This is a genomic window from Paenibacillus sp. FSL H8-0261 (assembly GCF_045040645.1).
GTDB lineage: Bacteria > Bacillota > Bacilli > Paenibacillales > Paenibacillaceae > Paenibacillus_AQ.
On sequence record NZ_CP150297.1, the window covers coordinates 421,600 to 446,775 of the forward strand.

Here is a 25,176-nt window from a genome sequence, read left to right on the forward strand (position 1 = left end):
TTTTGTTTTTTAATGGAAAAACTAATCAGAAATCGACACACTTTTCCACTTTAGTATAGTATAATGTTATTGCAGTTAGCGATTTTCATATATTTCAAAGTAGATCCTTTCGTGTAAAGGGTCCAGTAAAAGGTAAACCTGCCGAAAGGCAGGGGCACAAAGTCGCGGGTCTAAGGTAGAAATACTATGACAGCCGGATTGCCTGGGGACGTAAAATCTTAGGAGGAGATTTTTTGGACAAGTCCAACCAGGGAAGCAACAGAGAACAGCAGGTCATTGATCTAGACGTTGAGTGGGTACATTTATTATTAGCAGCTAAGAAGGCTGGCATAAAGGCAGATGAAATTCGTCGATTCTTTCATGAGAAGACTGTGCAAGCCGTGCAGTAATACATTTAGTGCGTTATATTTTGAAAAAGGGCCCAGCGATAACTCGCTGGGCCCTTTTTCGGTATATAAGAAAGTATACAAGATAAATAGTCCTTATATTTTACTAGAATATAAAACGCCTTCGCGGTCCATGTTAGGAGGGCGAAGGCGCTTATGTTTGATAGTATGAGTAGAAGAGGATCTTATCAGGTCAGGTGGAATATTAATCCTTCTGATCAAGGCGCCATTTCTGGTAGTCCAGAAACTCCTTGAATTCGCGTTTGCTTATGCCTGAGGCCATAGCTTCCTGCACCAATCGGAACCATTCCGAATCTAAAGGTGACTCCTCAGCATCATTAGGTTCTCCATAGAGCAAAGCGTGGATGGATACCTGAAGCGCATCGGCGATCTTTTCGATAAACTGGATTGAAGGATTGGATTGGATGTTTCTCTCCACATTGCTAAGATACGATTTAGCAACATCCGCTCTGTCCGCAAGCTCAGATAGGGATAACCCCTTTTCTAGGCGGAGATGCTGGATACGTTGGCCCATATTTTGTGCCACTATGCTGACGCCCCTCCGTAATTTTTGTTATTAGTATAGCAAATATCGATAAATTCGACAAAGTTTATTGTAAAGAGAAGAGCAGCATCTACTTATCCGCTTTCCGGAATAAGAATCTGCTGCTCTTCGAATGGAAGACTTATTAGATTATTTAGCGGATCCAGCAGTTTGCTTACCTACGAAATCCCAAGTCAGAGTTAATGAATCTTTTTGGAAGTAGTTTTGCTCTTGGCCGTTATCAACAAATTCGAATTGAACGGTGAAGCTATCATTTGTGCCGGCCTTAATTCCAGATGCTTCGCTAGTACCCCAGATTGCATCAAGTCCAGTATTTTTTACGAGATCCGGTGTCTGAGTCTTCAAATCGGCTAGGGTAGTTTCCCAAACTACTTTCTCTTCACTACCAGGTAAGATGCCGCTTTTATCTTTATTCACCAGGAATTTAACTTTGATGGATTTTGCCAAATCGTTAGCGCCGTTGTTACCACCTACATCATTAATAGAGGTAGCTGTTTTGAGGAGGATCGAACCGATATCAAGTGTACCGTCATTTTTTAGTTTGAAGTCTCTTTTGATCGTATCGCCTGGCTTCAGATCCTTCAAATCAACGATAACTGAAGGGTCGGAGTTCAAATCGAGTGTACCTGCAGCAAATGTAGCAGTGCTTTGTGCAGTGTCACTAAAGTAAGCGAAGGTTCCTCCACCAATCAATGATAAACCCAGTGCTGCTGATGCTACGCCAAGACCCAATGTTTTTTTGATACCCATAATTAAAATTCCTCCTCGGTTTTTGTGGTTTTTTTATAAAAGTTATATATTGTAACTTCCGGTTCGTAAGCGGAAGCGGACAATCAACGAATTACTGTATTTCAGTTGGAGGTGGAGAGGTGGGAAGTATAGCAGCATTTTTCTTTTCGAGTGCAGCTACAGCCTTCCATGATGAATACAGGGCATAGAGCAGGAGCATCAAGCCTGGTACGATCATGAGCACAACACTTCCAGCTTTGGAAACTGCGAAATTCATAGCGTAACCTACGTAAGGTACGGTGACCCCGGTATACTCAGCTACAACATTCGTGGAACTGGTAGGGTTCATATCAGGCGCATCATTGTTATCGCCTTTCGTGCGATACATGGCTTCACCAGTAGCGTTGTTCATTGTTGCTTCTACAACACGGTGAGTAATGAGCAGGTTTTCTTCATTTCTAAAGGTGATCACATCGCCTTTTTTGAAGCGATTCATATCTCCTCCGGGTTTTAAAGCGACAATCGATCCGGTTTGAATCCCTGGTTCCATCGAACCTGAGAGTACCGATTTGATCTGGTATCCGAAGAAGGCAGGTTCACCGCCGGAGGCCTTTGATAAAACTACGGCTACCACCAGCAGAATGAATATCACAAGCATGATGCTCGATAATGTATTGTTGATCATTTTTTTAATCCGCATATTATTCGCCACCTTTAACTTGTTGAGGGTCCGAAGGGGCTGGTGTTGCTACCGGTGGGGAAGTGGTTGTATCTTCCGCTTTTGGCGCCTCCTGAGGAACCGCTTGCTGTGGTACATCTTTTGGAATCGTTAGCTCTTCACCAATTTCCGGAACGACCGGGTTAGTGGCTGGGGCTTCAGGCTGTTCTTTATTTATGTTCTCTGGAGTAGCTTCACCTTTCGGTGGAGTCACTTCCGTTTTTGCTTTCTCCTCAGCTTCTTGCTTTTCTTTTTTCTCCAGTGCCAAACGTTCTTCTTCTTTCTTCGTTTGTTCCAGCGCCTCTAGTCGGGCTTTCTCAAGTGCTTCCAACTGTTGTTCACGGGTTTGACTGATCAATTGGAGCTGACTCTGAAGATTGCTGATTCCTGAAGTAGCCGATTCTTTAAGATCATTCATTTCAGTATTGAGATTTTCATAAGTGGAGGTAAGTTCGCTAGAGATATTGCCGGCCGGCTGACTAAAAGGAATCAGGAAAGGTAACGGCTGCTGAAACGCCTCGTTGCGTAACTCGGGTTGTCCATATACATCACTGGTCACTACCGAAGCAAATGGAAGCCCGATGTCGTGTATGGAGTTTAGATATTGGATGACTCCCTTTAAGGAAGCATTCAGGGATTCAGAGATTACACCGCTTTGATTCAGGCTGCTTTGCAGCTCTCTGAAGAATTGTTCATCCTTGATTTCTAGACAGTTTGAATCTAGAGAGGTCATATATCCTCCAATCTGGAATAGGACGGCTGCTGCTGCGTTCAGCTCTCCATTGATTTCGTTCCAAATTTGGCTGTTGGTGGCCAGTTGCTCATTCACGCCATCGATTTGAGATTGAAGCGCGGAGATTTGTGTGGAAATCTCTTGCGCTGCGACATCAAGCTCATCCAGCGTCATGCCTTCTATTCCCGAAACGTCTGAGAGACTGCCTGAAGGGGTATAGCTTTGCAGCGATCCTTTTAAAGCAGTAGCTCTTTCGATATGATCTTTGAGTTCTGTTAGAAGCCCCTTGATCGAGTTTGGAAATACTTCGCAAAAGCTAATTGTGCTAGTGGTTTGCGTAGTAGCTCCAAAACCACCATAGGTACTACCCACTTGCTGCGAGGTAGTCAGAAACAAGACGGAGACAGCCATTCCTGATTGCAGAACACGTAATCCGATTTGTTTCTTTCGTTTAGGTCTTCTTTTTGCTGATCTGGGTCTCAGAGGAATACCTCCCCTCAATGTCTTGAGTTACTTTGGTTCGTTATTGTTGTTCTTTATTGAGAACAACTTCTGTAATGAATAATACATGGAATAAATTGAAAAGAAAACTGTCAATAAGTCTCGTTTGTGCTCTATAAAGAACAAAAATGTTAATTTATCTCTATTTATCTCGGTTTATCGCTTGATATCTATTTTTATTCGCAATAGAGAACGATGCATAGGAGGGGAATGTATTAAAAATAGCCTAATCATGCGAGAGGCACGATTAGGCTATTAAGAATTCTTGCGAGTTTAATTGTGGGCTCAGTTAGGGAAGACGAGTACCACGTGAACTAACATATAGGTCATACCATTCTTTACGAGTAAGCTCCAGCTTGTCCGCATCGGCGCAGGAAGCGATGCGCTGCGGATTCACAGTCCCAATCATAGGCTGAATAGCTGCCGGATGTGTCATTAGCCAGGATAGCACTATGGCTTCGGGTGTTGTTCCTTTTTCATCTGCAAGTTGTTTAACCATGGCAGCTGTCTGGACGATATTCTCTGGTTGATCCTCTAATGAACGTCCGCTAAATAAGCCTTGTGCGAGTGGGCCCCAAGCTTGAAGCTGAATGTTCTCCATTCGACAATGTTCAAGGGTTCCTTCGGGAAAGGTAATATCCTTCCAAGGTTCACGGTTTACACTGATTCCAGCATCGACCCAGCTGAGCTTGGCTAGGCTCATGTGTAGCTGGTTTACGATAAAAGGTTCATCGCAATAGGCTTGCAGCATTTTGATCTGCGCTGCGCTCATATTGGAGACGCCGAAATGACGAACTTTACCTGTTGCCTTTAATTGATGCAAAGCAGAAGCTACTTCCTCTGGATCCATTAGGGGGTCAGGCCGATGGAGCAGCAGAATATCAATATACTCCGTTCCTAGTCGCGACAATATTCCTTCTACACTGCTTAGAATATGCTGGCTTGAGAAGTCAAAGACATTAGAGCTGTCTCCAGGCTCCATTAGCTTAATACCGCACTTCGATTGAATAATGATTTCTTCGCGGAGTCCTGGGCGTTCTTTAAAGATTTGACCGAATACCTTCTCGGCTTTACCACGGGTATAAATATCTGCGTGATCAAACATATTGATACCAATAGATAGTGCTGCGTCGACGGCTGCATGTCCTTGCTTAACATTCTCGGCGGTAATCGGTTCATGATTCCAGCCCCCACCAAATCCCATACAACCTAGAGCAATACGGCTGGCTGGTATACCGCGCTTGTTTAAAGGCAGTGTTCTCAACAATGTGATTCCTCCTAGGAAAATATGATTGCGTACACGTACATATTGTACACGCTTAGATTCTAGTATGGTATTTATTGTCTCTGCAAAAGCGAAAAAAAGAGTAGAGGTCCTAAGGACTCTACTCTGTATTAAGTGGTGTTCCAATGTCATTCAACTTGCGTGCTACAACATCATCATAGAGACGTTGTAGCCATTTTAGTTCAATAAGGGTGTGTTCATAGGTGCCGTACATGAGATGAAGGGCGGAACGAGGAACAATAGGAATATGTTCTTCATATACCTGATAAGCCAGATTCACCTGATGTTCGGTTTCACGAATACGTTCTTCGAGCAGCTTCTCCACTTTGTTTTGATCAACATGACGGGACATGGCTAGAGCCATATACATCGGATGATAGAAGGGCTCGTTCTTTTTAATTTGCTGTAGAATTAACTGCTCGAATAAATTTTTACCTTGCTCAGTAATACCGTAAATGGTTTTGTCTGGGCGATCACTGCTGCTAATCACTTCTAAAGCTTCGATATAACCATCTTGTGCAAGTTTATCGACAGCATAGTAGAGAGACCCAAGCTGGAGCTTTGTAATCCGGTCCATGGAGCGCTCTTTCATGACTAGTGTAATTTCATAGGGGTGCATATTTCGTTCAAGCAATAGTCCGAGAATAGCCAATTTCATCGACATAATCGTTACCTTTTACCCTCGGACGCCTGAGCAGTTTTACTCGGAATGGTGAGGCGGTCTTTTGGCATAAGCAGCACAAAGACTAAACCAAGGACGGCAGGAATCATGGCCCACATAAAGGTATGTGCGATTGAAGAGGACAGTGCACTAGATATTTTTTCTAAAATTTCAGGTGGAATCTTGGCTCTTGCTTCAGGTGTCAGGGCTGCCCGTGGATCGCCGAAGGCTGCTGACTGCTCACTTCCGCCAAAAGCTTCGCTAATGCTGCTAGTGAAGTTGTTACGCTGAATAATACCGAAGATCGTAATCCCCAACGTCATCCCAAGCGAGCGCATAAAGGTACTTGTTGATGTTGCCGAACCGCGTTGGCGCATATCGAAATTATGGATAGCTGCCATGCTTAGCACGGAGAAGGAGAAGCCCACGCCGAATCCAGTTAAGGCCATGAATACATTAAGCATGAGACGGGAGGTATCTGGTGATAAAGTGCTTAGACTGTAGACGCCTGCTACAAAACAGACTGCGGATAGGATCATAATGTTGCGGAAGCTGGTTTTGGTTGTAAGTAGCCCACCGGTCTGACTGCCCACGACCGTACCGATCATCATCGGCATGAGGATCAGTCCAGAATTCGTAGCGGAGCCGCCAAATACGCCCTGTACAAAGATAGGAATGTAGATGGTGGCTACGATAAAGGCAGAGCCATAGAACAAGGCTGTCACACTACTTGTTGCAAACAACCGTTTACTGAACATCGCGAACGAGATAACAGGTTCAGCCGCCACTCTCTCAATGAGGATGAATGCCAGCAAGAGTACAGCGAAGCCGGCGAATAAGCCGAGAATGACACTGGAATCCCAAGCGTATTGATTGCCTCCCAGTTCTAGCGCAAACATTAGGCAGATAATGGCGCCGACGAGAGTGAAGGCTCCGCCCCAGTCGATGCGCTGTTTAGCGTGAGAGATCGATTCTTTGTAAGAAGTTGCAATCAGAAAAAGTGCAATAATTCCGAGCGGCAGGTTAATGTAGAATACCCATTGCCAGCCTACATAGTCGGTAATATATGCACCCAATAATGGTCCGAGTACACTGGAGATTCCGAAGACCGCACCGAAAAGGCCGGTCAGCTTTCCTCTTTTTTCAGGAGGGAAAATGTCGAAAACGATGGTGAAGGCGATAGGCATTAGTGCACCGCCGCCGATTCCTTGAATTGCCCGGTAAATACTTAGTTGTGTAATACTGGTTGCAGTACCGCACAGTGCTGAGCCAATCAGGAATACAATCAGTCCGAACATGAAGAAACGTTTACGTCCATACATATCCGAGAGCTTGCCGAAGATAGGGGTTCCAGCCATTACCATGACCATATAGGCCGAAGTGACCCATACGATTTTGTCCAGACCACCAAGGTCGGAAACAATGGTTCCCATAGCTGAAGCTACAATGGTATTGTCCATCGCGGACATCAGAATACCGAGCAGCAGGCCGATAACTACGAGTTTAAGATTACTTTCTTTAGTATGCATGCTTCGCAGGCTCCTTTTTCTAATAGTGATAAATCCGTTCAAAAAATGTTCATAGGTTAGAAGCAAAATTTATTATATTCAAATTTGAATAGGGTAGCAATAGTTTTTTTCAAATATAAGAAGTATAAGTTTCACACAATACTATATGTCTTATATTTCTCGCTTAAACGCTTACCGTCCTTATAAGGACACCGCAGGCGTTTAAGCTTGAAAAAATGGGATTTGGGGGATAGGAAATAAAGAACGCCTCTTGACATACCCTACGGGGGTATATTATATTATTGGCAAGGAGGCTGATTCTTATGTCTACTAGTAAGCAAGAACAAACTGAGAAATCCTGCGAAGCTGACTGTCATTCTTCAGCATCTGGAGAACGAATGAGTCATCATTCGACAGATTTCAAAAATGGTTTGAATACTCGCCTCAACCGGATTGAAGGCCAGATCCGCGGGATAAAGGGTATGATAGAGCGGGATACTTATTGTGACGATGTGCTCAATCAGCTCGCAGCGGTTCAAGCGGCACTAAACGGTGTTGGTAAGATGCTGCTGGAAGGGCATATGAAGAGTTGTATTATTGAACGAATCGAAGCCGGTGAACATGAGGTTATCGATGAGCTGCTAATTACGGTTAACAAATTAATGAAATAATAAGCTAATGCTCCTTGAGCATGGCTTCATAACATTTACTGGAGGTAATTATAATGTCGAACGCTACATTAAACGTTGAAGGAATGTCTTGTGGTCACTGTGTCAACTCTGTAGAGAAGGCTGTAGGTAATCTTGGAGCTACTGCTAAAGTTGATCTTGCTGCTAAAAAAGTTTCCGTTGAGTATGATGAGAACAAGGTGAGCCTTGGAGCTATTAAAGAAGCTATTGAAGAGCAAGGGTATGATGTAGTTTAATTTGAAGCAAAGTAATAAGGCTTGGAGCTGTATGGGAATGCCATAAGCTCCAATGCCTTTTCTTTTTATAGAAATTATCATACTCTATAGGGGTATGAGGAGGCTTTGGAATCATGGATAAGTTAAAAATAACAGCTTCACCCAATGAACAGCAAGCGACCGTACAGATTACAGGCATGACCTGTTCTGCTTGTGCAGCTCGAATTGAGAAAGGTTTGTCCCGGATGGAGGGTGTTTCTCGCGCAAATGTAAATTTAGCCTTGGAACAAGCCACTGTCGGATTCGATCCTTCTGTATCAGGGTTACCACAAATTGAAGATAAAATCCGCGCTCTTGGTTATGATACCGTCAAAGAGACCGCGGATTTTGATATATCAGGCATGACCTGCGCTGCATGCTCGGCGCGGATCGAAAAAGTGTTGAGTCGTACGCCGGGGATCGCAGCAGTGAATGTGAATTTAGCGCTGGAAACGGCACATGTAGAATATACTCCCGGTAATATTAGTCCAAGAGAGATCATGGAGAAGGTAAGCAATATCGGATATAAAGCTACTCTTAAAGAAGACCGCAAGGATCATGTGGATCGTCGTGTACAGGAAATTCAGCATAAGAAGTGGAAGTGGATCATTTCTGCTATTCTTTCTTTCCCATTGTTATGGGCGATGGCAGGTCATTTCTCATTCACAAGCTGGATTCCAACACCGGAGTTATTTATGAATCCTTGGTTTCAGCTTGTTCTGGCGACCCCCGTACAGTTTATCATCGGTTGGCAGTTCTACGTAGGCGCGTATAAAGCACTTCGTAACGGAAGTGCCAATATGGATGTGTTGGTCGTACTGGGGACATCAGCAGCGTATTTCTACAGTCTTTATCTGACGATTGATTCATTAAGTATGAAGGGAATGAATCATACCGCCCCAATGTATTATGAGACGAGTGCTGTACTCATCACGCTCATCCTCGTCGGTAAATGGTTCGAGGCGCTAGCCAAAGGACGTTCCTCTGACGCTATTAAGAGCTTAATGGGGCTTCAGGCAAAGACGGCTCTCGTGATCCGCGATGGCAAAGAAATGAATATTTCGACAGATGAAGTGATTCCCGGTGATATTGTATTGGTGAAGCCTGGAACAAAGGTGCCGGTGGATGGCGAGGTAGTAGAGGGTTCTTCTTCTGTGGATGAGTCTATGTTGACCGGAGAAAGTATTCCTGTAGAGAAAAAACCTGGAGATACCGTTATCGGTGCTACATTAAATAAGAATGGGATTTTAAGAATTAAAGCCAACAAAGTAGGAAGAGACACTGCTCTCGCTCAAATCATTAGAGTAGTGGAGGAGGCCCAAGGCTCCAAAGCGCCGATCCAGCGGATCGCGGATGTCATCTCAGGTATTTTTGTACCGATTGTTGTAGGCATTGCGATGATCACTTTCTTGGTCTGGTACTTCTGGGCAGCACCTGGTCAATTTGCCGATGCCCTTGAAAAAGCTATTGCGGTGCTCGTAATCGCTTGTCCATGTGCGTTAGGTCTTGCAACGCCGACCTCCATTATGGCGGGATCGGGCCGCGCTGCGGAGCTTGGTATTCTGTTCAAGGGTGGTGAGCATTTAGAAGGCGCACAAGGGATTAAGATCGTTGTTTTGGATAAGACAGGTACGGTTACAAATGGTAAGCCCGTGCTGACTGATATCGTGACTACCACTGGAATTGCCGCTTATGGTAAAGAAAGTGCAGAGAATCGTCTATTAGCTTTAACTGCGGCAGCCGAGAAATTATCAGAACATCCGCTTGCGGAAGCAATCGTAGCAGGAGCCGCTGACAGAGGTTTGATCTTACCCACCGCTGAACAGTTTGATAATGTACCTGGACGGGGAATTATGGCTGTTGTCTCCGATCAACAAGTTAGGGTGGGTACACGGCGTATGATGGAAGATCATCAATTGGACATCACAGAGTGGACCCCAGTCATGAAGAGACTGGAAGAGGCAGGAAAGACAGCTATGCTTGTAGCGGTGGACGATGATATTGCCGGGATTGTCGCTGTGGCGGATACGATTAAGCCAACCTCTAAAGCAGCTGTAGCTGCGCTTCATGCGATGGGCATAGAGGTCATTATGATTACAGGTGACAATAAAATCACCGCAGAAGCTATTGCGAAGCAAGCAGGTATTCGAAAAGTGTTAGCAGAGGTTCTACCAGAAGGCAAAGCGGAGGAAGTTCGTAAGCTGCAGCGGAATGGGACAAAGGTAGCTATGGTTGGGGATGGCATCAATGATGCTCCTGCACTGGCTACCGCAGATACGGGCATGGCGATTGGTACAGGGACGGATGTAGCAATGGAGGCTGCAGATATTACACTGATGCGGGGAGATCTGAAGAGCATACCCGATGCCATTATGATGAGCCGTAAAACGATGAGTAATATTAAGCAGAATTTGTTCTGGGCACTTGCATACAATACAATAGGTATACCGATTGCTGCACTCGGATTTCTGGCTCCATGGCTAGCTGGAGCTGCGATGGCATTCAGTTCTGTGTCCGTCGTCTTGAATGCACTTCGTTTGCAGCGGGTAAAGCTTTAAGAGAAACCTAACTATGTAAGGAGTGGCCGCTGTGCAAGAAAACAACGAGACAATATCTCTATTAATGAACCATGCATCTGTCCGCAAGTATCAGGATAAGCCAGTAAGTGAAGAGCAGCTTGCAGCTATTATTGAAGCAGGCCAAATGGCTTCGACTTCCAGCAGTGTACAAGCCTATAGTGTTATTGCAGTGACTGACCCGGCTATAAAAGCAGAGCTTGCCGGATTATCGGGTAATCAGGCTTATATCGAACAATGCCCAGTCTTTTTGGTCTGGTGCGCGGATTTATATCGGCTGCGTGAGGTCACAAAACCTCATTTGCAGGGAGAGACATCGTATGAAGATTCTACGGAGAACCTTATTGTAGCTACCGTTGATGTTGCGCTTGCTGCTCAGAATGCTGCTGTGGCTGCGGAATCACTCGGGCTCGGGATTGTTTATATCGGCGGAATCCGTAACCGGATTGCGGAGGTTTCTGAGCTGCTTGGACTGCCCGAGCTGGTTTACCCGATATTTGGAATGTGTGTGGGCTACCCTGATGGAGCCTCAAGCCTGCGTCCGCGTCTGCCATTAGAGGCTGTTCTACATCGCAATCGCTACAATGCCGAAACCACAGTGGAGCAGGTCAAGACTTACGATAAAGTCTCTTCAGACTATATGCGTGAGCGGACGCATGGTGCCAAGGATACACCTTGGTCGGTGATTATGGCAGAACGGCTGGCACAGCCAGCGCGAATGCATATGAAGGAATTCCTGCTCGAAAAAGGATTCTTCAAGAGGTAATCTAGCGTTTTCGCTTAAAGAGGTTGCTCTATTCGTAGTTAATACTACGGATAGGGCAACCTCTTTTTCGTACCCTGAGGCATGAAGGTGACAGTTGTCATCTTAAAGAAATGACAGTCCATACTAATGTCAGGTCTCCTTTTTCCATATGATTGAAATAGATCAAACGCATTCGGAATCGGAGGGGTTACGAAATGGACAGTGTTATTGAGATGAATGGAGTTAGCAAATTATATAAGGATAAGAAAGCAGTAGATAATATCAGCTTCAACATTGCCAAGGGTTCGATTACAGCTATTCTTGGACCGAACGGAGCAGGCAAAACAACGGCATTGGGAATGTTATTGGGGTTATTAGAGCCCACTGAAGGTACAGTGAAAATATTTGGACAACATCCAAAAGATAAAATCGTACGTGAAAAGACCGGCGCGATGCTGCAAGAGGTAAGTGTGATGGATCGGCTGAAGGTTCGGGAGATCATTGCTCTGATCCGTAGCTATTATCCACAGCCGATGGATATGGAGTTTCTAATTAAAGCTACAGGGCTTGCGCCAGCGGATCTGAATAGATACGCCGAGAAGCTCTCGGGCGGTCAAAAGCGTAGTCTAGGCTTCGCGCTGGCCCTGGCTGGTGATCCAGAGCTGATCTTTTTCGATGAACCTACGGTTGGACTTGATATTACTTCCCGGCGGCGGTTCTGGGATACGGTTCGTGGACTTGCGGAGCAGGGCAAGACGATTGTGTTCACGACACATTACTTGCAGGAAGCTGAAGATATTGCGGATCGTATTCTGTTGTTTAGCAAAGGCCATTTAGTTGCTGACGGAAGTCCAGATGAGATTAAATCGCGGATTGTGAAGCGTTCGCTGTCCTTTTTGCCAATAGGTGATCGATCAAAATTACGCAGGAGCCTGCTGGAACTAACCGCTATTGAGGGTTGTTATGAAAAAGAGGGCCGAATTCATGTGACGACAGACGATACGGATGAAGCGCTGCGAGCGATTTTTGTTACTGGACTTCCCGTGAAGGATGTTCGTATAGATCAGGGACGTTTGGATGACGCTTTTGAACAATTGACCATGAACCAAGAGGAGGCTATCTAAAGATGAGATTAATTACTGTACAGTGTAAAGCCGAGATGCTGAGGATCGTCCGTAATCCTTATTACGTATTCTGGTCATTGCTCATGCCCATTATGTTCTACTTCATCTTCACCCGCGTGGTTAATACAGGTAACGATGACCCGACTTGGCGCGCTCACTACTTAATGTCGATGGCAACCTTTAGTGTAATGGGCTCTGCGATCATGACGCTTGGCATTCGTTTGGTGCAAGAACGAACACAAGGCTGGACTACCTTTATTCGGATTACCCCGCTACCGGGTTCCGTCTATTTCTTCGGAAAAATGTTCGGGCAAACGATGATGCATCTGTTTTCGGTCATTTGTATTTTTGCCGCAGGATATTTAATCAACGGTGTCTCCTTATCTGCGGGTCAATGGGTGCTTAGTGGGCTATGGATTCTGATCGGTTCCCTTCCATTTTTGGCGATTGGTACGCTTGTGGGTGCTATGAAACGGGTGGATACGGCTAGTGGAGTCAGTAACGTGATTTATATGGCGCTTGCTGTAGCGGGGGGCATGTGGATGCCAATTGAGATTTTACCACGTTTAATGCAGAAGATTGGTCATTGGTTACCTTCTTATAACTATGGAAATGGGGCGTGGGAGATTGTACGTGGTTCAGCCCCGCATTGGAGTAATGTCTTGATTTTGCTCGGATATTTGGTAGTTTTTATGTTACTATCGGTTTATATTCGAAAAAAACAGGAAGCGGTGTAAAGTAATGACTGAGCGTGGAAAGTTCCAGTTATTTCCGAGAAGTCAGGGGTTTTTCCCTTATGTATGGGCTGTATATCTGATTTTGCCCATCCTGAATTTGCGCGGGGAGACTGGAGTGAAGCTCATTCTAGGTGGGATTATGATAGCGGTGTTTGCCATCAGCTATCGCCAGCTGTATTGGGTTCGGGGTGGCGTGTTTAATGTTTGGTTAACGACTCAAATGGTGATCATCGTGGTGCTTAGCTTGTTCTATACGCCCTTTAATCTGTATATGGGCTTTTTCACCGTGAATTTTATAGCTTATTATACGGAGAATAAAGGGTTTAAAATTGCATTTACTTCTTTTGTGGTCATGGTACTTTCGGTGCTGGTCTTAGTAGGCCGTGAGTTGGAATGGGTTAGTATTATGTTCTTAGTCCCGTTTATCGTTATTATGCTGATTATGCCATTCGGCGTAAGATCCATGCATCAACATCAGAAGCTGGAGAAAGAGCTAGATCAAGCTAATGAGGTGATTAAAGAGTTGGTGAAGCGTGAGGAACGCATGAGAATCGCTCGTGATTTGCATGATACCCTCGGGCATACGCTGTCCTTAATTACATTAAAAAGCCAGCTCGTAGAGAAGCTGGTGACCAAAAATACGGAGCGAGCCCAAGAGGAGGCGCGGGAAATTCAGCGTACTTCGCGGGCTGCGCTCCGTCAGGTGCGCGAGCTAGTGTCGGAAATGCGTGCGATCTCAGTAGCAGAAGAACTGGCAGAAACCGGGGAAATGCTGCGCACGGCGGAGATTGCCTTGGAAGTGGAAGGGGACATCTCGCTAGAGGGAGTATCCGATCTGACGCAAAATATTCTCAGCCTCTGTATTAAAGAAGCAGTGACTAACATTGTGAAGCATAGTAGAGCGGATAAATGCTTCATCGGGGTGGTAAAGACCGCCGGAGAAGTTCGAGTTACCGTTAAAGATAACGGAATTGGCCTCCAGAACGGTGAGAGATGTAATGGTGAGCTTAGTGATGGAAATGGTATGAAGGGGATGGCGGAACGTCTATCCCTGATTGATGGCTCTCTGTCGCTAAGCTCAGAAGAAGGTCAGGGAACTACGCTGATCGTTATGATCCCTCTAATCGTTAAGGAAGCAACAGGAGGTGAGAGTGCATGATAACCATCGTTATAGCGGAGGATCAACGTCTGCTTCGGGGAGCGATGGCATCGCTGCTGGATCTTGAGGATGATATCGAAGTCGTCGGAGAGGCTTGTGATGGAGCTGAGGCGTTAGCTTTAATCGACAGGCTTCAGCCGGATGTATGTCTCATGGACATTGAAATGCCGTTCAAGAGCGGTTTGGAGGTTGCAGAAATATTGCGGAGTAAAGGTTGTCCGACTCGAATTATCATCTTGACTACCTTTGCCCGTCCGGGCTATTTCGAGCGTGGAGTGAAGGCTGGTATACAAGGGTATTTGTTGAAGGACGAGCCTGTAGATAAGCTGGCTGAATCTATTCGCCGTGTAATGGCTGGACATCGGGAGGTATCCCCCGAGTTAGTTTTTGGTAGCCTGCGGGAAGAAAATCCACTAACAGCACGGGAACGAGAGATTTTAAAGTTGGCTGGTGAAGGGCAAACGGCGGCGGAGATTGCTTTTTCGCTACACCTTTCTTACGGAACTGTTCGCAATTATATTTCAGAAATACTCAATAAGCTGGAAGTGAAAAGTCGAATTGAGGCGGTACGACTGGCAGAGGAAAAAGGCTGGATTTGAGGGGAGCAGGGCATTATTATGCAAATATTTCTGATTCGTCATGGTGATCCGGACTATTCCATAGATGGTCTAACAGAATTCGGGCATCAGGAAGCAGCAGCACTAGGAAAACGCATGGCATCTATCGGTCTGGATGAACTATATGCTTCACCACTGGGTAGAGCACAGACAACAGCCAGTTATGTGGCCAAAGAGACGGGACTTGTAATTCAGACAGAACCTTGGACTTGTGAACTGGATTGGACAGAGATTATGTTAGATGGGCAATTGTCGTCTATTTGGGATAGCCCCGGAGAACATATTAGCGAACTATCGAGTGGAAAGAGAGTATGGTCTGATGAAACAGATCATTGGTTGAAGCAAGAGGAATACAGATTGCGGTTCAGCGAATTACAAGCGGCTTCAGATCAATTCTTACTCCGACACCATTATAAAAGAGAAGATGGCCTGTATCGGATCCTTGAGCCTTCTACCAAGAAGATTGGAGTAGTATGCCATGGTGGCTTTGGTCTCGCATGGCTAGCTCATTTATTACAGATTCCTTTAGCTTTGGCTTGGTCCGTATTTTGGTTAGCGCCAAGCTCGGTAACGACGATCTTGTTTGAAGAGCGCAGCGAGCACTTTGCGGTTCCTAGATGTATTGGACTAGGAGATGTCTCCCACCTTTATGCTGGCGGCATGAACTATCGCCCGAGGGGATTAATGGGCAATCATGTTTAAAGTGAATGCTTAAGAGTGAGTAAGAACATTGCCTATGAAGTGAAAGGCCATCCCACAGAGGATGGCCTTTTTACTAGCTCTATTTGATCGGAGCGAATAGGCCACTCTTCACCGTGGATTTAATTTCACCTGTGAACCTTTGCCGCCTGTCTGGATGCCAGTGTCCTTCGTTCCAACTTCCTTCAAGTCAGTCACTAGTCGCTCCAATACGGCCTTGGAGGCAGCCGCTTCTTTGGCGCCGGATGCCTTCACGACTAATTGCACCGGCTTGCCGGAGCGGAGATGCTTCTCAGCCTGACGGAGCTTCGTATCGTAGTCATGCTCTTCAATATGAGCCGTGAAGCGGAGCTCTTTGACCTTCTCCTTGCTGCCGCCCTTTACTGCTGAGCCACCACTAGCCTTGCGTGCTGAGGCTGCTTCTTTCTGCGCGGCCGCTTTTGCTTTGCCCTTTGCAGTTAGGCTGCAGGGCGGTGGGCTGCTCATTAGTGAGGTGCATACCAGATCAGCACCTGCTGAACGAGCCATGGCCAGCGCCTCTTCTCTGGACACAATCCCCAGCTTCTCACCTCTAAGTCCAGTAAGTACTACTTCGGATGCTCTAATTTGTTCGTTAATTAATACAGCCACTTGGGTGAATCCTCCCTGAGAACAATGATATAGCTATCATATATGGAACTAGCTTGAGGTTCAAATATTGAGCGTAGGATTAGCGTTACTAATCCTCTCAATTTCCTCTTTTATGATTTGTATGAATAGTTTTTTTGATGATGTTGCTAGATATTCTCGGTTGCGCCGCTGCAATATACCCACTTGAATGAACGGCTCGCTTAGTTCAACATCGATTTTTACGATATCTGTCATTAAAGCTGTCGAATCAAGCACTACCCCCACCCCAGGGTTCTTTCTTATAAAATGAGGAATAGCAGAAATTTGACTTATGGTGGATAGAGTGGGCTTTAATTCGAATCTCGAAAATTGCTTAGCTAACCGAAGATAATATAAGCAAGTGTGTCCTCCAGCTATAATTGGATATTCAAGAATTTCTCGAAATGAAATATTGTCTCGTCCGCTTAAAGGATGATTGTGATCTACTATAAAAGCGATTTTCTCGTGATAGAGCGGTTCGAAATAAAAGAAAGACAGGTCGGACGGCTCACCGCAGATGGCGAAATCCAGTTCACTTTGTAGAACAAGTTGTGAGAGCGAATCAGTGTTACCCTGAATGAAGTTACATTCCATTTTGGGTTTTTGCTCATGAAACTTTCCCAAGGCGTTCGGTAGGACGGATTCCATCATGGATTCAATGCCTCCGATATGGAGTGTGCCAATTTCGTCATGCTGTAAAGCCTTGGTGAGTTCTGATACATAGTTCCAATGTTGAATAAGGTTATCGATTTCCGCTGCAAAAACTTGCCCAGCACTTGTCAGTTCTACTTCCCAGCCTCTGTGAAAGAGTTGTATGCCCAGTTCTTTTTCAAGTCTTTGAATTTGGTTGGTAATGGTAGACTGCGCATAATTCAACTTTTCGGCAGCACGTGAGAAAGTGCCTTCTTGAAGGATGGTCTTAAAAGCCATCAGTTCTTTTAGATCCATCGATTGTCACCTCTATCGGTATAATTGATTAAGATTATTATCTTATTCAATTATATAAATCAAAATACTGAGAGTACAATAAAAGAATTCCAAAGAAGGAGTGAATTAAAATGCCATTCATTAGAGTCAGTTATCTGGAGCAACAATACGACAATCATCAGCTAGAAGGAATATGCAGAGCGATTATGAGCGCGTTAATTCAGCATTTCCATGTACCGGAGGAGGATATGTTTCAGGTTTTTCATGCGCATAAAGCGGGGGGATTTTTTTATAGTAAAGATTATTTAAATATTGAACGAAGCGACGGACTGATATATATCCAAGTTACGCTGAAATCCGGAAGATCGACGGAGCAGAAAACAAGCTTTTACGCGATGTTAGCCGAGGAATTATCGATGACGCTAAACATCAGAAAAGAAGATATATTCATTGTGCTCGTCGACACGGAATTCGAAGATTGGTCGTTTGGTAACGGTGTTGCTCAAATGCTACAACCTCCGGTTAGGGAGGTGTAATATGGCGCATCGGAAAATCGTCACAAATGTACGGGAATCGTTAGGGGAGTTCGCTCCAGCATTCGTCGACTACTCGGAAAATGTGTTATTTGGGGACTTATGGAGACGGGAGCAATTATCACTTCGGGATCGTAGCATGATTACGATTTCTGCTTTGGTGATGGGAGGCATGACGGAACAACTTCCCTATCATCTGCGCTTGGCTTTAGAGAACGACTTACAACTTGAAGAAATCGTGGAGGCCATCACCCACCTTTCTTTTTATGTAGGTTGGCCGCGAGCCTCTTCAGCTCTAGAGGTTGCAAAGGATGTAATAGGAAAAAATAAATAACGTCTGACTTTTCAATCCCATCCGTAACCTTTAGGAACTTCATTGGCACTTGTATATAATACGGAAGAAGGGAGCGGGGGAGAAAATGCTTCAGTATATCGAAGAGGCTAAACAAGGAGACCGACAAGCTTTTGAACAGATTGTTAGGCACTTTACACCGATGGCAAATGCAGTTGCGTTCGAAAAGCTGCGTGACTATCAATTAGCGGAAGATGCTGTGCAGGAAGCTTTCACAGAAGCCTTTTTGCATTTGAATAAATTACGAGCAGTAGAGGCATTCCCGGGCTGGTTTAAAGCGATTGTGGTGCGGCAATGTTATCGTATCTTGCGAAGAAAGCAGCATCCTGCAGTACCTTACGATGAAGCAGTGGAATCGAGAGAATCTTCATTTAATGTGACAGACATTATTGAGAAAAAAGAAGCGCGGCTACTGCTTCACGAGTCTATAGCTGCATTGACATCCAATATGCGGATCGCCGTTCAATTATATTATTTTCAGGGATATTCCCTTCAAGAGATTGCTGACTTTCTGGGGACTTCAGTCCCGGTATTGAAGAAACGACTCTTTGATGCTCGCCGCAAGCTTAAGGGTGCGCTACCTGTTGCGGATGTCCTCTCCGTGTTCAATCATTTGTACGAAGGAGGAAAAGGTGTGCTTCATATTGTAAACGGAGATGTAGTGGGAGAGAAGCTGCGTCAGGGAATTGTACAAGGGGATGTATTAGTTTGGAGAGAGGTCTACTCACATGGGCCGGTCTTTTTAGAGCCTGCGGAACAGAATAACCGCTTAGTAAGAGCGCATTATTTAGAACAAACGATGGGGATTCCGCAGAAGGAATTTATTGAAAATAGTGAGAGGCAAGAGAAGATTTTAGCTGATTTTCATAAATATGATGAAGTTGTATTATGGTTCGAGCATGATCTATTCGATCAGACGATGCTGTGCTATTTGCTCCATTGGTTCTCGAAGCAGAAGAAGGGATCCACGAAGCTAAGTTTATTGTGCATTGGAGAATATCCCGGCATTGAGCTGTTTCGAGGACTTGGACAACTATCTGTAGAGCAAATGGAGACTTTATCAGGAACGTGGAAGTTAATCGGCGACAAGGAGCTAAAGGTAGGCCAAGAACTCTGGGAAGCCTATGTATCACCGAATCCAGAATCATTACAACAGCTACTAACTAAGGATACATCCGCATTGCCATTTGCACATGACGCCTTCATAGCGCATTTATCTCGGTTCCCATCGACCTCTAATGGACTTGGTATTGTTGAACAGATGACTCTGGAGATGATTCATGCTGGAATGAATTCCCCTTACGGGTTGTTCAAAAATGTGGGAGATAAGCTTCATATACTAGGCATGGGCGATTTGCAATATTGGCATATTCTAAGACAGATGGCACAACGCCCGTACCCTTTGCTGCAAACCCATGGGTTCAATGATTTTCCTGGTTATAACGATCCAGTAATGCCATTCAAAGACTGCGAGCTTGCATTAACCGAGCTAGGCAAAAGTGTATTGGCTGGAAATGAAGACTGGGTTCAGAAAAAAGGAATCGATGAATGGTATGGAGGGGTGCATCTGCAAGGATCGACTCCGCGCTGGCGCTGGAATTCTTCTTCGCAAACGATTCAATAATTTAAAGTTTGTTAGTTAGAGAAGGGGCTGTCTCAAAAGTAGTGAATGCTACTTAGAGGCAGCTTCTTTTCTTCAATCATTATTCATAAACGTCTTATGATAGGCGTTACGATATTGGGTCGGTGTCATGTTTTCGTATTTTCGGAAGAGGCGCATGAAATATTTATCATCGGTGAACCCCGTCTCTGTCGCGATTTCCCTCACGCTGAGGGCGGTTCTGGTTAGCAGCTCCTTCGCTTTAGTCACACGTACTGAATGAATATACTCCAAGGGCCCCATCGAGGTATGTTGTTTAAATAGCCGAGCTAAATAATCCTTGTTGTAATTGAATTTCTCCGCGATGATTGCCACCGTAAGAGGTTCACTTGCATGTATTCTTGTCCACTCGGCTATTTTTACAAAGGTGACATCTTGTTGCGCACGGATTAGCTTACTGGCGAACGGCTGAAGCGCATGCTCAGATAGCTCAATTAAGAGTGAGGTCAACAAATAATTAACACTGGAATAGGTCAAATATCCTGAGTTAGCCACATGGAGGATTTGATTCGCCAGGATATGAATCCGGTCACTGTGCTCGATCTTTATGAACTGTGGTAGATATAGATCATGTACGGACCATAAGCGCTGTGTGCGCGAAAAGATTTCTTCCGCCTCAGGCTTCATTTCCTCCTCACTCAGCAATAAACCCTCGCTTTTCAGCTCGAAATGAAACCAATAAAACTTAACCCCGGGTCGTGATTCTCTATAGCCGACGTGCGTGCGATTAGGCATAAGCAAAAGGGCTTCGTCAGGGCCTACTTCAAATTGTTTGTTTTGCTCACTCAAATATACCGTTTCGTTCACGCCAATGATTAGTTCGTAGTTCCCCATAACACGCTCCACATGTTTCCATGGCGTTTCTGAGATGAATTCACCTGCCGCAGTAAAATGAACAGGAGTATCTGCATTTATTTTCAAATAGGTCATGCGGTCCTCCTAGCAATTAATAAGTCGGATTTGTCCACCATTTGTATGGCTGATCTACCGACAAATCAACGTTCCGATGTTATCTTATGGATACAAATATACACTTGTCATATCACCCTGACAAGATTGCGAGGGAGCGATTTCATTGAAGACGCAAGCTTTTGATTTGCAGAATGTACGCATTGATTCAGGTCCACTTCTCCATGCGATGGAGTTAAATACGGATTATTTACTCAAGCTTGAGGCAGATCGGCTTCTGTCGCGTTTTCGTCAATATGCTGGCTTAGAGCCTAAGGCTGCTCACTATGAAGGCTGGGAATCTCAAGGCATTAGCGGCCATACGTTAGGCCATTATATCTCTGGATGTGCGTTAATGTATGCCTCTACAGGGAATGAAGAGCTGCTCACCCGCGTGAATTATGTAGTAGACGAATTGGAACATTGTCAGAATGCGCATGGTAATGGCTTCATTTCCGGTATTCCTCGTGGCAAAGAGCTGTTTGAGGAAGTGAAGGTAGGCGACATTCGCTCACAGGGCTTTGACCTCAACGGTGGCTGGGTACCGCTGTACACGATGCATAAGCTGTTTGCGGGTCTTCGTGATGCTTATCGATTGGCCGGAAATCAGAAGGCGCTCGTTATGGAAACGAAGCTTGGAATGTGGCTTGAGGATATTTTTTCAGGGCTGAATAAAGATCAGATCCAAGAGGTGCTGCGTTGTGAATTCGGCGGTATGAATGAAGTCCTCACAGATTTGGCAGAGGATTCTGGTGATGACCGTTTCCTCACGTTAGCGGAAAGCTTTTATCATGGGGAAGTGCTAAATGATCTTGCTATAGAAAAAGATACCCTAGCTGGAAGACATGCTAATACACAGATTCCAAAAATCATTGGAGCTGCTAGACAATATGAGGTAACAGGGCAGGAGCATTATGCAGGTATTTCCCGCTTCTTCTGGGATCGGGTCGTGAATCATCATTCGTACGTGATTGGCGGCAACAGCTATAATGAGCATTTCGGCGAACCGGATAAGCTGAACGACCGATTGGGAGAGGGGTCATGTGAGACGTGTAATACCTACAACATGTTGAAGCTGACCAAGCATATGTTCCAGTGGGATGCTTATGCCGCATATGCGGATTACTACGAACGTGCAATGTATAACCATATCCTAGCTTCTCAGGAGCCGGTTGATGGACGTGTGTGTTATTTTGTATCCCTCGAAATGGGTGGACATAAGTCGTTCAACTCCCAGTTTGAGAGCTTTACATGCTGTGTAGGCTCAGGAATGGAAAGCCATTCTATGTATGGCTCGGCGATTTACTTCCATAGTGAAGATGAGCTGTATGTGAATCAGTACGTACCTTCAACAGTGACTTGGAAAGAGCAAGGCATTAGTTTGAAGCAAGAGACCAAGTTCCCTGAAGAGGGACTAGGCACCCTGCGTATCAGCACGGAGAAACCAACTAAATTCACATTGAAGCTAAGATACCCCTACTGGGCTGAGCAAGGCATGAGCGTTAAAGTAAATGGTGAAGACATTCAAGTGAATGTGGGCAAATCCAGCTACCTAGCTTTGGATAGAGTATGGCAGGATGGAGACGTTGTCGAATATGATATTCCGATGTCGGTAAGAATCGAGTCCATGCCGGATAATCCAAACCGAATTGCATTCCTCTATGGACCGCTTGTGCTTGCAGGTGATTTTGGACCTATAAATGCTGAGCTAGGCAGTGATCGCGCCCTTGCTTCTGTATTAATCGGAGATCGCGAGACACTAACGGACAGCCTGATTCAGTCTAACGTTAGCAAAAATGTGTTCCGGATGAAAGGTTTAGGATATCCAGGAGACCATGAGCTTCGTCCATTCTACCCTATGCATGATCATCGTTATTCTGTGTATTGGGATTTGTTTACGCCGGAGGAATGGAAGCTGATAGAAGTTGAATATCGCGAAGCCGTGGAGAATAACTTGCTGCTTGAACAGCTAACCGTCGATTCGGTACAACCTGCTGAAATGCAACCTGAACGTGACCATAACTTCGAAGGAGAGTATGTAGGCTTAGGCAAAATCTACAACCGCAAGTATCGCGATAGCTGGATCAATGGCTGGTTTTCCTTCACGATGGAAGTCTTGCCAGAGGAGCAAGTGGATCTGGTGGTAACGTATTTGAAGTCCAACGATACTTCGGTGGCTTTCGATATTACGGCAGATGGTGAACAACTTGGGCTAGGCGTCCTTGAGTCTGAAGAGATGAACAAGCTGGAGACGATTCGTTACGAGCTTCCGCAGACGATCACGAGCAGCAACTCAGCGGTTACGATCAAGTTCGCTTCGCATGAAGGACATAAGGTGGGCCAAGTGGCAGGACTACGTATCGTCAAACGTAATTCTTGAAATATATGGATTAGAGAATTATAATAGGAACAATTCTTTTAATTGGGGTGAAATGGATGTCTTTCCGTATCGTTCGAAGTAACTAGTTATCGGGCTGGGTCAAACGCGTACCAGCTATCAAGGGGGGAGTCTACCCTTTTGATTACATTAACTAGAGCTTTGAACGGTGCCATAGGCAGCTTTTTGTATAGAGCCAGGCACTTAACCTATTTAACTTTGAGAACCGTTTAATTGTGGATGGTTTTTAATAGTTGGATGGTGGGGTTGCCTGGCTTTTTTGCATTCAATTAAAAGATAGGGGATTAACGATATGTTGAAAAAGAGTCTAGCTCACCTGAAATGGTGGATATGCGGTTATATTTTATTGGGTTTTACTATTCAACTGCTGAGTAGTTTAGGCATTGTAGTGTTTCAAAAAATATTAGACAAGGTCACGGTGATCAACAGCTTTGGTGAGATATTTAATTTAATCTTGGTGTACGGCCTTTTGCTGGCTGGGGTGGTGATCCTAAATTATGTGGACGAATACCCAAGTGTGTATTTATCGAACAGTATAACGGAGAGGTTAAAGATACTTGCACTATCTAAAATATCCAAAATCGACTATCAAGCCTATCAGGATATGGGCACAGGTCAGATGATTAAAGTGATCGAGAATGGAGCAGCAGCTGGAAACAGCATGATTTTCTCCTTTTTCCTCAAAACATTACATGAGTTATTGCCCACTCTTCTGTTCAGTCTTATCTTTATCAGCTTCTATGATTTAAGGATCATGGTAGTGATTGCTGCTGGCTACGTGGTCGTCTTTTTGATAACGAATCTGCTGTTGAAATTTCTGTATGCGATGAAGGCGGCCATTCTAGAGGAACAAGAAAAGATGTCCAGATTCTCTATCCGTGGATTTATGGAATTAGTCGTTTTCCGAACGAACAAAAGATATGAGAAAGAGATCGATAAATTAAGCCAGACTGCACGCACTATCATTCAAAAAAATGCTCAGTTACAAATGATCCATGAAGCTTTTTTCGCGATATTCGAGTTGTTTGTCACGATTATTAAAGTCGTTGTCTTAATTTACGGTGTGAAAAGCATTGTCGCAGGTGAGACGTCACTTGGTGTTGTGGTCGCTTTGTTTATGTTTATTGATAAGATTTATTCACCGATTGCTATCTTCAATGTCCTCTTTGTAGATTACAGACTGAATAGAGTGACCTACAAGAGATTTGAGGAGTTTATTCATGCCCCAGAAGATAAGAATCTAGAACGAGGAGAAGTTATCACTGAGATCCACGGTAATATTGAATTTAGGGATGTATCTTTTGATTATGGACAAGTGAAGATCTTGAATAATCTATCCTTTTCGATCGCGCGAGGAACGTCGGTTGCTATTGTCGGATTAAGTGGGGGCGGGAAATCAACTCTGATTAAGTTAATCGTAGGCTTATTAAAAAAGGACAAAGGTGAACTCTTATTGGACGGTAAGGATATCGATGAGATCCATCTGGATAGCTACTATGATCATATCTCTTACTTATCACAAGACACGCCGATTTTTGACGCTACGATTAGGGACAATATTATATTTGATGAGCATTCCTTGTCCGATGAAGAGTTGTATGAGATTTTGGAAAAGGTTCATCTGCAGGAAAAGGTAAGCCAATTACCGGATCGTTTAGATACTTTGGTAGGTGAAAAAGGGGTTAAATTATCAGGCGGGGAGAGACAGCGATTAGCTTTTGCCAGAATCATTGCTCAGAAAAGAAACATTCTAATTCTAGATGAACCTGTTTCTGCACTTGATAATATCACGGAGCAAAGTCTCATGGAGACGATTTTACAGGAATTTAAGGATAAAACCATCGTTATTGTTGCCCACCGACTAAATTTTATAAAAGACGTTGATAAGATACTGGTAGTGGACCAAGGCTCGGTCGTGGGTGAAGGAAAGTTTGATGATTTAATAGAGCATTGCGAAGCTTTTAAAGCGTTATGGAATAGAAAAATATCGTTTACAAATGCTGATTAAATTGTTAACCTCTTCT

The 25,176-nt window shown here is 44.6% G+C and carries 25 protein-coding genes and 1 riboswitch; of the genes, 15 read left to right on the forward strand and 10 right to left on the reverse strand.

Annotation, left to right across the window (positions count from 1 at the left end):
• The first annotated feature begins 121 nt into the window (after window positions 1–121).
• A riboswitch (cyclic di-GMP riboswitch) is annotated at window positions 122–206 on the forward strand.
• 27 nt (window positions 207–233) lie between these two features.
• Entirely contained in the window at window positions 234–389 is a 156-nt protein-coding gene (locus MHI27_RS01875) for an anti-repressor SinI family protein (RefSeq protein ID WP_231573373.1), read from the forward strand.
• Between the two features lie 202 nt (window positions 390–591).
• Here the strand turns inward: MHI27_RS01875 and MHI27_RS01880 are convergent, their stop codons facing one another.
• From MHI27_RS01880 to MHI27_RS01910, 7 genes are all read right to left on the reverse strand, one after another.
• Window positions 592–921 (reverse strand): helix-turn-helix domain-containing protein, encoded by a 330-nt coding sequence (locus tag MHI27_RS01880; RefSeq protein ID WP_042131791.1) that lies wholly within the window; start codon window positions 919–921, stop codon window positions 592–594.
• 159 nt (window positions 922–1,080) lie between these two features.
• Complete coding sequence (locus tag MHI27_RS01885) at window positions 1,081–1,701, reverse strand: TasA family protein (protein ID WP_076285138.1); 621 nt, start codon at window positions 1,699–1,701, stop codon at window positions 1,081–1,083.
• A gap of 91 nt (window positions 1,702–1,792) precedes the next feature.
• On the reverse strand, window positions 1,793–2,380 hold the full coding sequence (gene sipW, locus MHI27_RS01890) for a signal peptidase I SipW (protein ID WP_076285139.1): 588 nt from the start codon (window positions 2,378–2,380) through the stop codon (window positions 1,793–1,795).
• Between the two features lies 1 nt (window position 2,381).
• Complete coding sequence (locus MHI27_RS01895) at window positions 2,382–3,527, reverse strand: hypothetical protein (protein WP_405175460.1); 1,146 nt, start codon at window positions 3,525–3,527, stop codon at window positions 2,382–2,384.
• Window positions 3,528–3,921: 394 nt separating this feature from the next.
• On the reverse strand, window positions 3,922–4,899 hold the full coding sequence (locus MHI27_RS01900) for an aldo/keto reductase family oxidoreductase (RefSeq protein WP_405175461.1): 978 nt from the start codon (window positions 4,897–4,899) through the stop codon (window positions 3,922–3,924).
• A gap of 118 nt (window positions 4,900–5,017) precedes the next feature.
• The gene (locus MHI27_RS01905; protein WP_042184294.1) at window positions 5,018–5,581 is read right to left on the reverse strand and encodes a PadR family transcriptional regulator; all 564 of its coding nucleotides are present in this window, start codon (window positions 5,579–5,581) and stop codon (window positions 5,018–5,020) included.
• 5 nt (window positions 5,582–5,586) lie between these two features.
• On the reverse strand, window positions 5,587–7,107 hold the full coding sequence (locus MHI27_RS01910; protein WP_042184296.1) for an MDR family MFS transporter: 1,521 nt from the start codon (window positions 7,105–7,107) through the stop codon (window positions 5,587–5,589).
• A 377-nt stretch (window positions 7,108–7,484) separates the two neighbouring features.
• Here MHI27_RS01910 and MHI27_RS01915 point away from each other — a divergent pair, with 377 nt between their 5' ends.
• The 9 genes from MHI27_RS01915 to MHI27_RS01955 all read left to right on the forward strand — a co-directional run bounded on the left by MHI27_RS01915 (window position 7,485) and on the right by MHI27_RS01955 (window position 15,689).
• Window positions 7,485–7,757 (forward strand): metal-sensitive transcriptional regulator, encoded by a 273-nt coding sequence (locus MHI27_RS01915; RefSeq protein WP_231573462.1) that lies wholly within the window; start codon window positions 7,485–7,487, stop codon window positions 7,755–7,757.
• A gap of 53 nt (window positions 7,758–7,810) precedes the next feature.
• Complete coding sequence (gene copZ, locus MHI27_RS01920) at window positions 7,811–8,011, forward strand: copper chaperone CopZ (protein WP_042184300.1); 201 nt, start codon at window positions 7,811–7,813, stop codon at window positions 8,009–8,011.
• 113 nt (window positions 8,012–8,124) lie between these two features.
• On the forward strand, window positions 8,125–10,587 hold the full coding sequence (locus MHI27_RS01925; RefSeq protein ID WP_042184302.1) for a heavy metal translocating P-type ATPase: 2,463 nt from the start codon (window positions 8,125–8,127) through the stop codon (window positions 10,585–10,587).
• Between the two features lie 31 nt (window positions 10,588–10,618).
• The gene (gene nfsA / locus MHI27_RS01930; protein WP_405175462.1) at window positions 10,619–11,371 is read left to right on the forward strand and encodes an oxygen-insensitive NADPH nitroreductase; all 753 of its coding nucleotides are present in this window, start codon (window positions 10,619–10,621) and stop codon (window positions 11,369–11,371) included.
• 194 nt (window positions 11,372–11,565) lie between these two features.
• Window positions 11,566–12,474, forward strand: a complete 909-nt coding sequence (locus MHI27_RS01935; protein WP_076285144.1) for an ABC transporter ATP-binding protein — start codon at window positions 11,566–11,568, stop codon at window positions 12,472–12,474.
• A 2-nt stretch (window positions 12,475–12,476) separates the two neighbouring features.
• Entirely contained in the window at window positions 12,477–13,211 is a 735-nt protein-coding gene (locus MHI27_RS01940) for an ABC transporter permease (RefSeq protein WP_379424908.1), read from the forward strand.
• A 4-nt stretch (window positions 13,212–13,215) separates the two neighbouring features.
• Window positions 13,216–14,370 (forward strand): sensor histidine kinase, encoded by a 1,155-nt coding sequence (locus MHI27_RS01945; protein ID WP_405175463.1) that lies wholly within the window; start codon window positions 13,216–13,218, stop codon window positions 14,368–14,370.
• Window positions 14,367–14,969 (forward strand): response regulator transcription factor, encoded by a 603-nt coding sequence (locus MHI27_RS01950; protein WP_042184310.1) that lies wholly within the window; start codon window positions 14,367–14,369, stop codon window positions 14,967–14,969. The genes MHI27_RS01945 and MHI27_RS01950 overlap by 4 nt, the downstream gene beginning before the upstream one ends.
• An 18-nt stretch (window positions 14,970–14,987) precedes the next feature.
• Complete coding sequence (locus MHI27_RS01955; protein ID WP_379424910.1) at window positions 14,988–15,689, forward strand: histidine phosphatase family protein; 702 nt, start codon at window positions 14,988–14,990, stop codon at window positions 15,687–15,689.
• A 108-nt stretch (window positions 15,690–15,797) separates the two neighbouring features.
• Here the strand turns inward: MHI27_RS01955 and infC are convergent, their stop codons facing one another.
• Together infC and MHI27_RS01965 are read right to left on the reverse strand one after the other, a co-directional pair.
• Entirely contained in the window at window positions 15,798–16,316 is a 519-nt protein-coding gene (gene infC / locus MHI27_RS01960; protein WP_339244450.1) for a translation initiation factor IF-3, read from the reverse strand.
• Window positions 16,317–16,376: 60 nt separating this feature from the next.
• Window positions 16,377–17,282, reverse strand: a complete 906-nt coding sequence (locus tag MHI27_RS01965; RefSeq protein ID WP_405175464.1) for a LysR family transcriptional regulator — start codon at window positions 17,280–17,282, stop codon at window positions 16,377–16,379.
• A gap of 110 nt (window positions 17,283–17,392) precedes the next feature.
• On the opposite strand from MHI27_RS01965, the gene MHI27_RS01970 reads away from it, so the two are divergent.
• The 3 genes from MHI27_RS01970 to MHI27_RS01980 all read left to right on the forward strand — a co-directional run bounded on the left by MHI27_RS01970 (window position 17,393) and on the right by MHI27_RS01980 (window position 19,770).
• Window positions 17,393–17,797 carry a tautomerase family protein gene (locus MHI27_RS01970; RefSeq protein WP_405175465.1) on the forward strand — a complete coding sequence of 135 codons (405 nt, stop codon included), beginning with the start codon at window positions 17,393–17,395 and terminating at the stop codon, window positions 17,795–17,797.
• A gap of 1 nt (window position 17,798) precedes the next feature.
• Entirely contained in the window at window positions 17,799–18,128 is a 330-nt protein-coding gene (locus MHI27_RS01975) for a carboxymuconolactone decarboxylase family protein (protein WP_405175466.1), read from the forward strand.
• An 85-nt stretch (window positions 18,129–18,213) separates the two neighbouring features.
• Window positions 18,214–19,770: a sigma-70 family RNA polymerase sigma factor gene (locus MHI27_RS01980; RefSeq protein ID WP_405175467.1), complete on the forward strand. Its 1,557-nt coding sequence runs from the start codon at window positions 18,214–18,216 to the stop codon at window positions 19,768–19,770.
• A gap of 72 nt (window positions 19,771–19,842) precedes the next feature.
• Here MHI27_RS01980 and MHI27_RS01985 read toward each other — a convergent pair whose 3' ends face one another.
• Complete coding sequence (locus tag MHI27_RS01985) at window positions 19,843–20,736, reverse strand: helix-turn-helix transcriptional regulator (protein ID WP_405175468.1); 894 nt, start codon at window positions 20,734–20,736, stop codon at window positions 19,843–19,845.
• A 145-nt stretch (window positions 20,737–20,881) separates the two neighbouring features.
• Between MHI27_RS01985 and MHI27_RS01990 the strand changes: the two genes are divergently transcribed.
• Complete coding sequence (locus MHI27_RS01990; protein WP_405175469.1) at window positions 20,882–23,134, forward strand: beta-L-arabinofuranosidase domain-containing protein; 2,253 nt, start codon at window positions 20,882–20,884, stop codon at window positions 23,132–23,134.
• Window positions 23,135–23,444: 310 nt separating this feature from the next.
• The gene (locus MHI27_RS01995; RefSeq protein ID WP_405175470.1) at window positions 23,445–25,160 is read left to right on the forward strand and encodes an ABC transporter ATP-binding protein; all 1,716 of its coding nucleotides are present in this window, start codon (window positions 23,445–23,447) and stop codon (window positions 25,158–25,160) included.
• Window positions 25,161–25,176 lie beyond the last annotated feature (16 nt).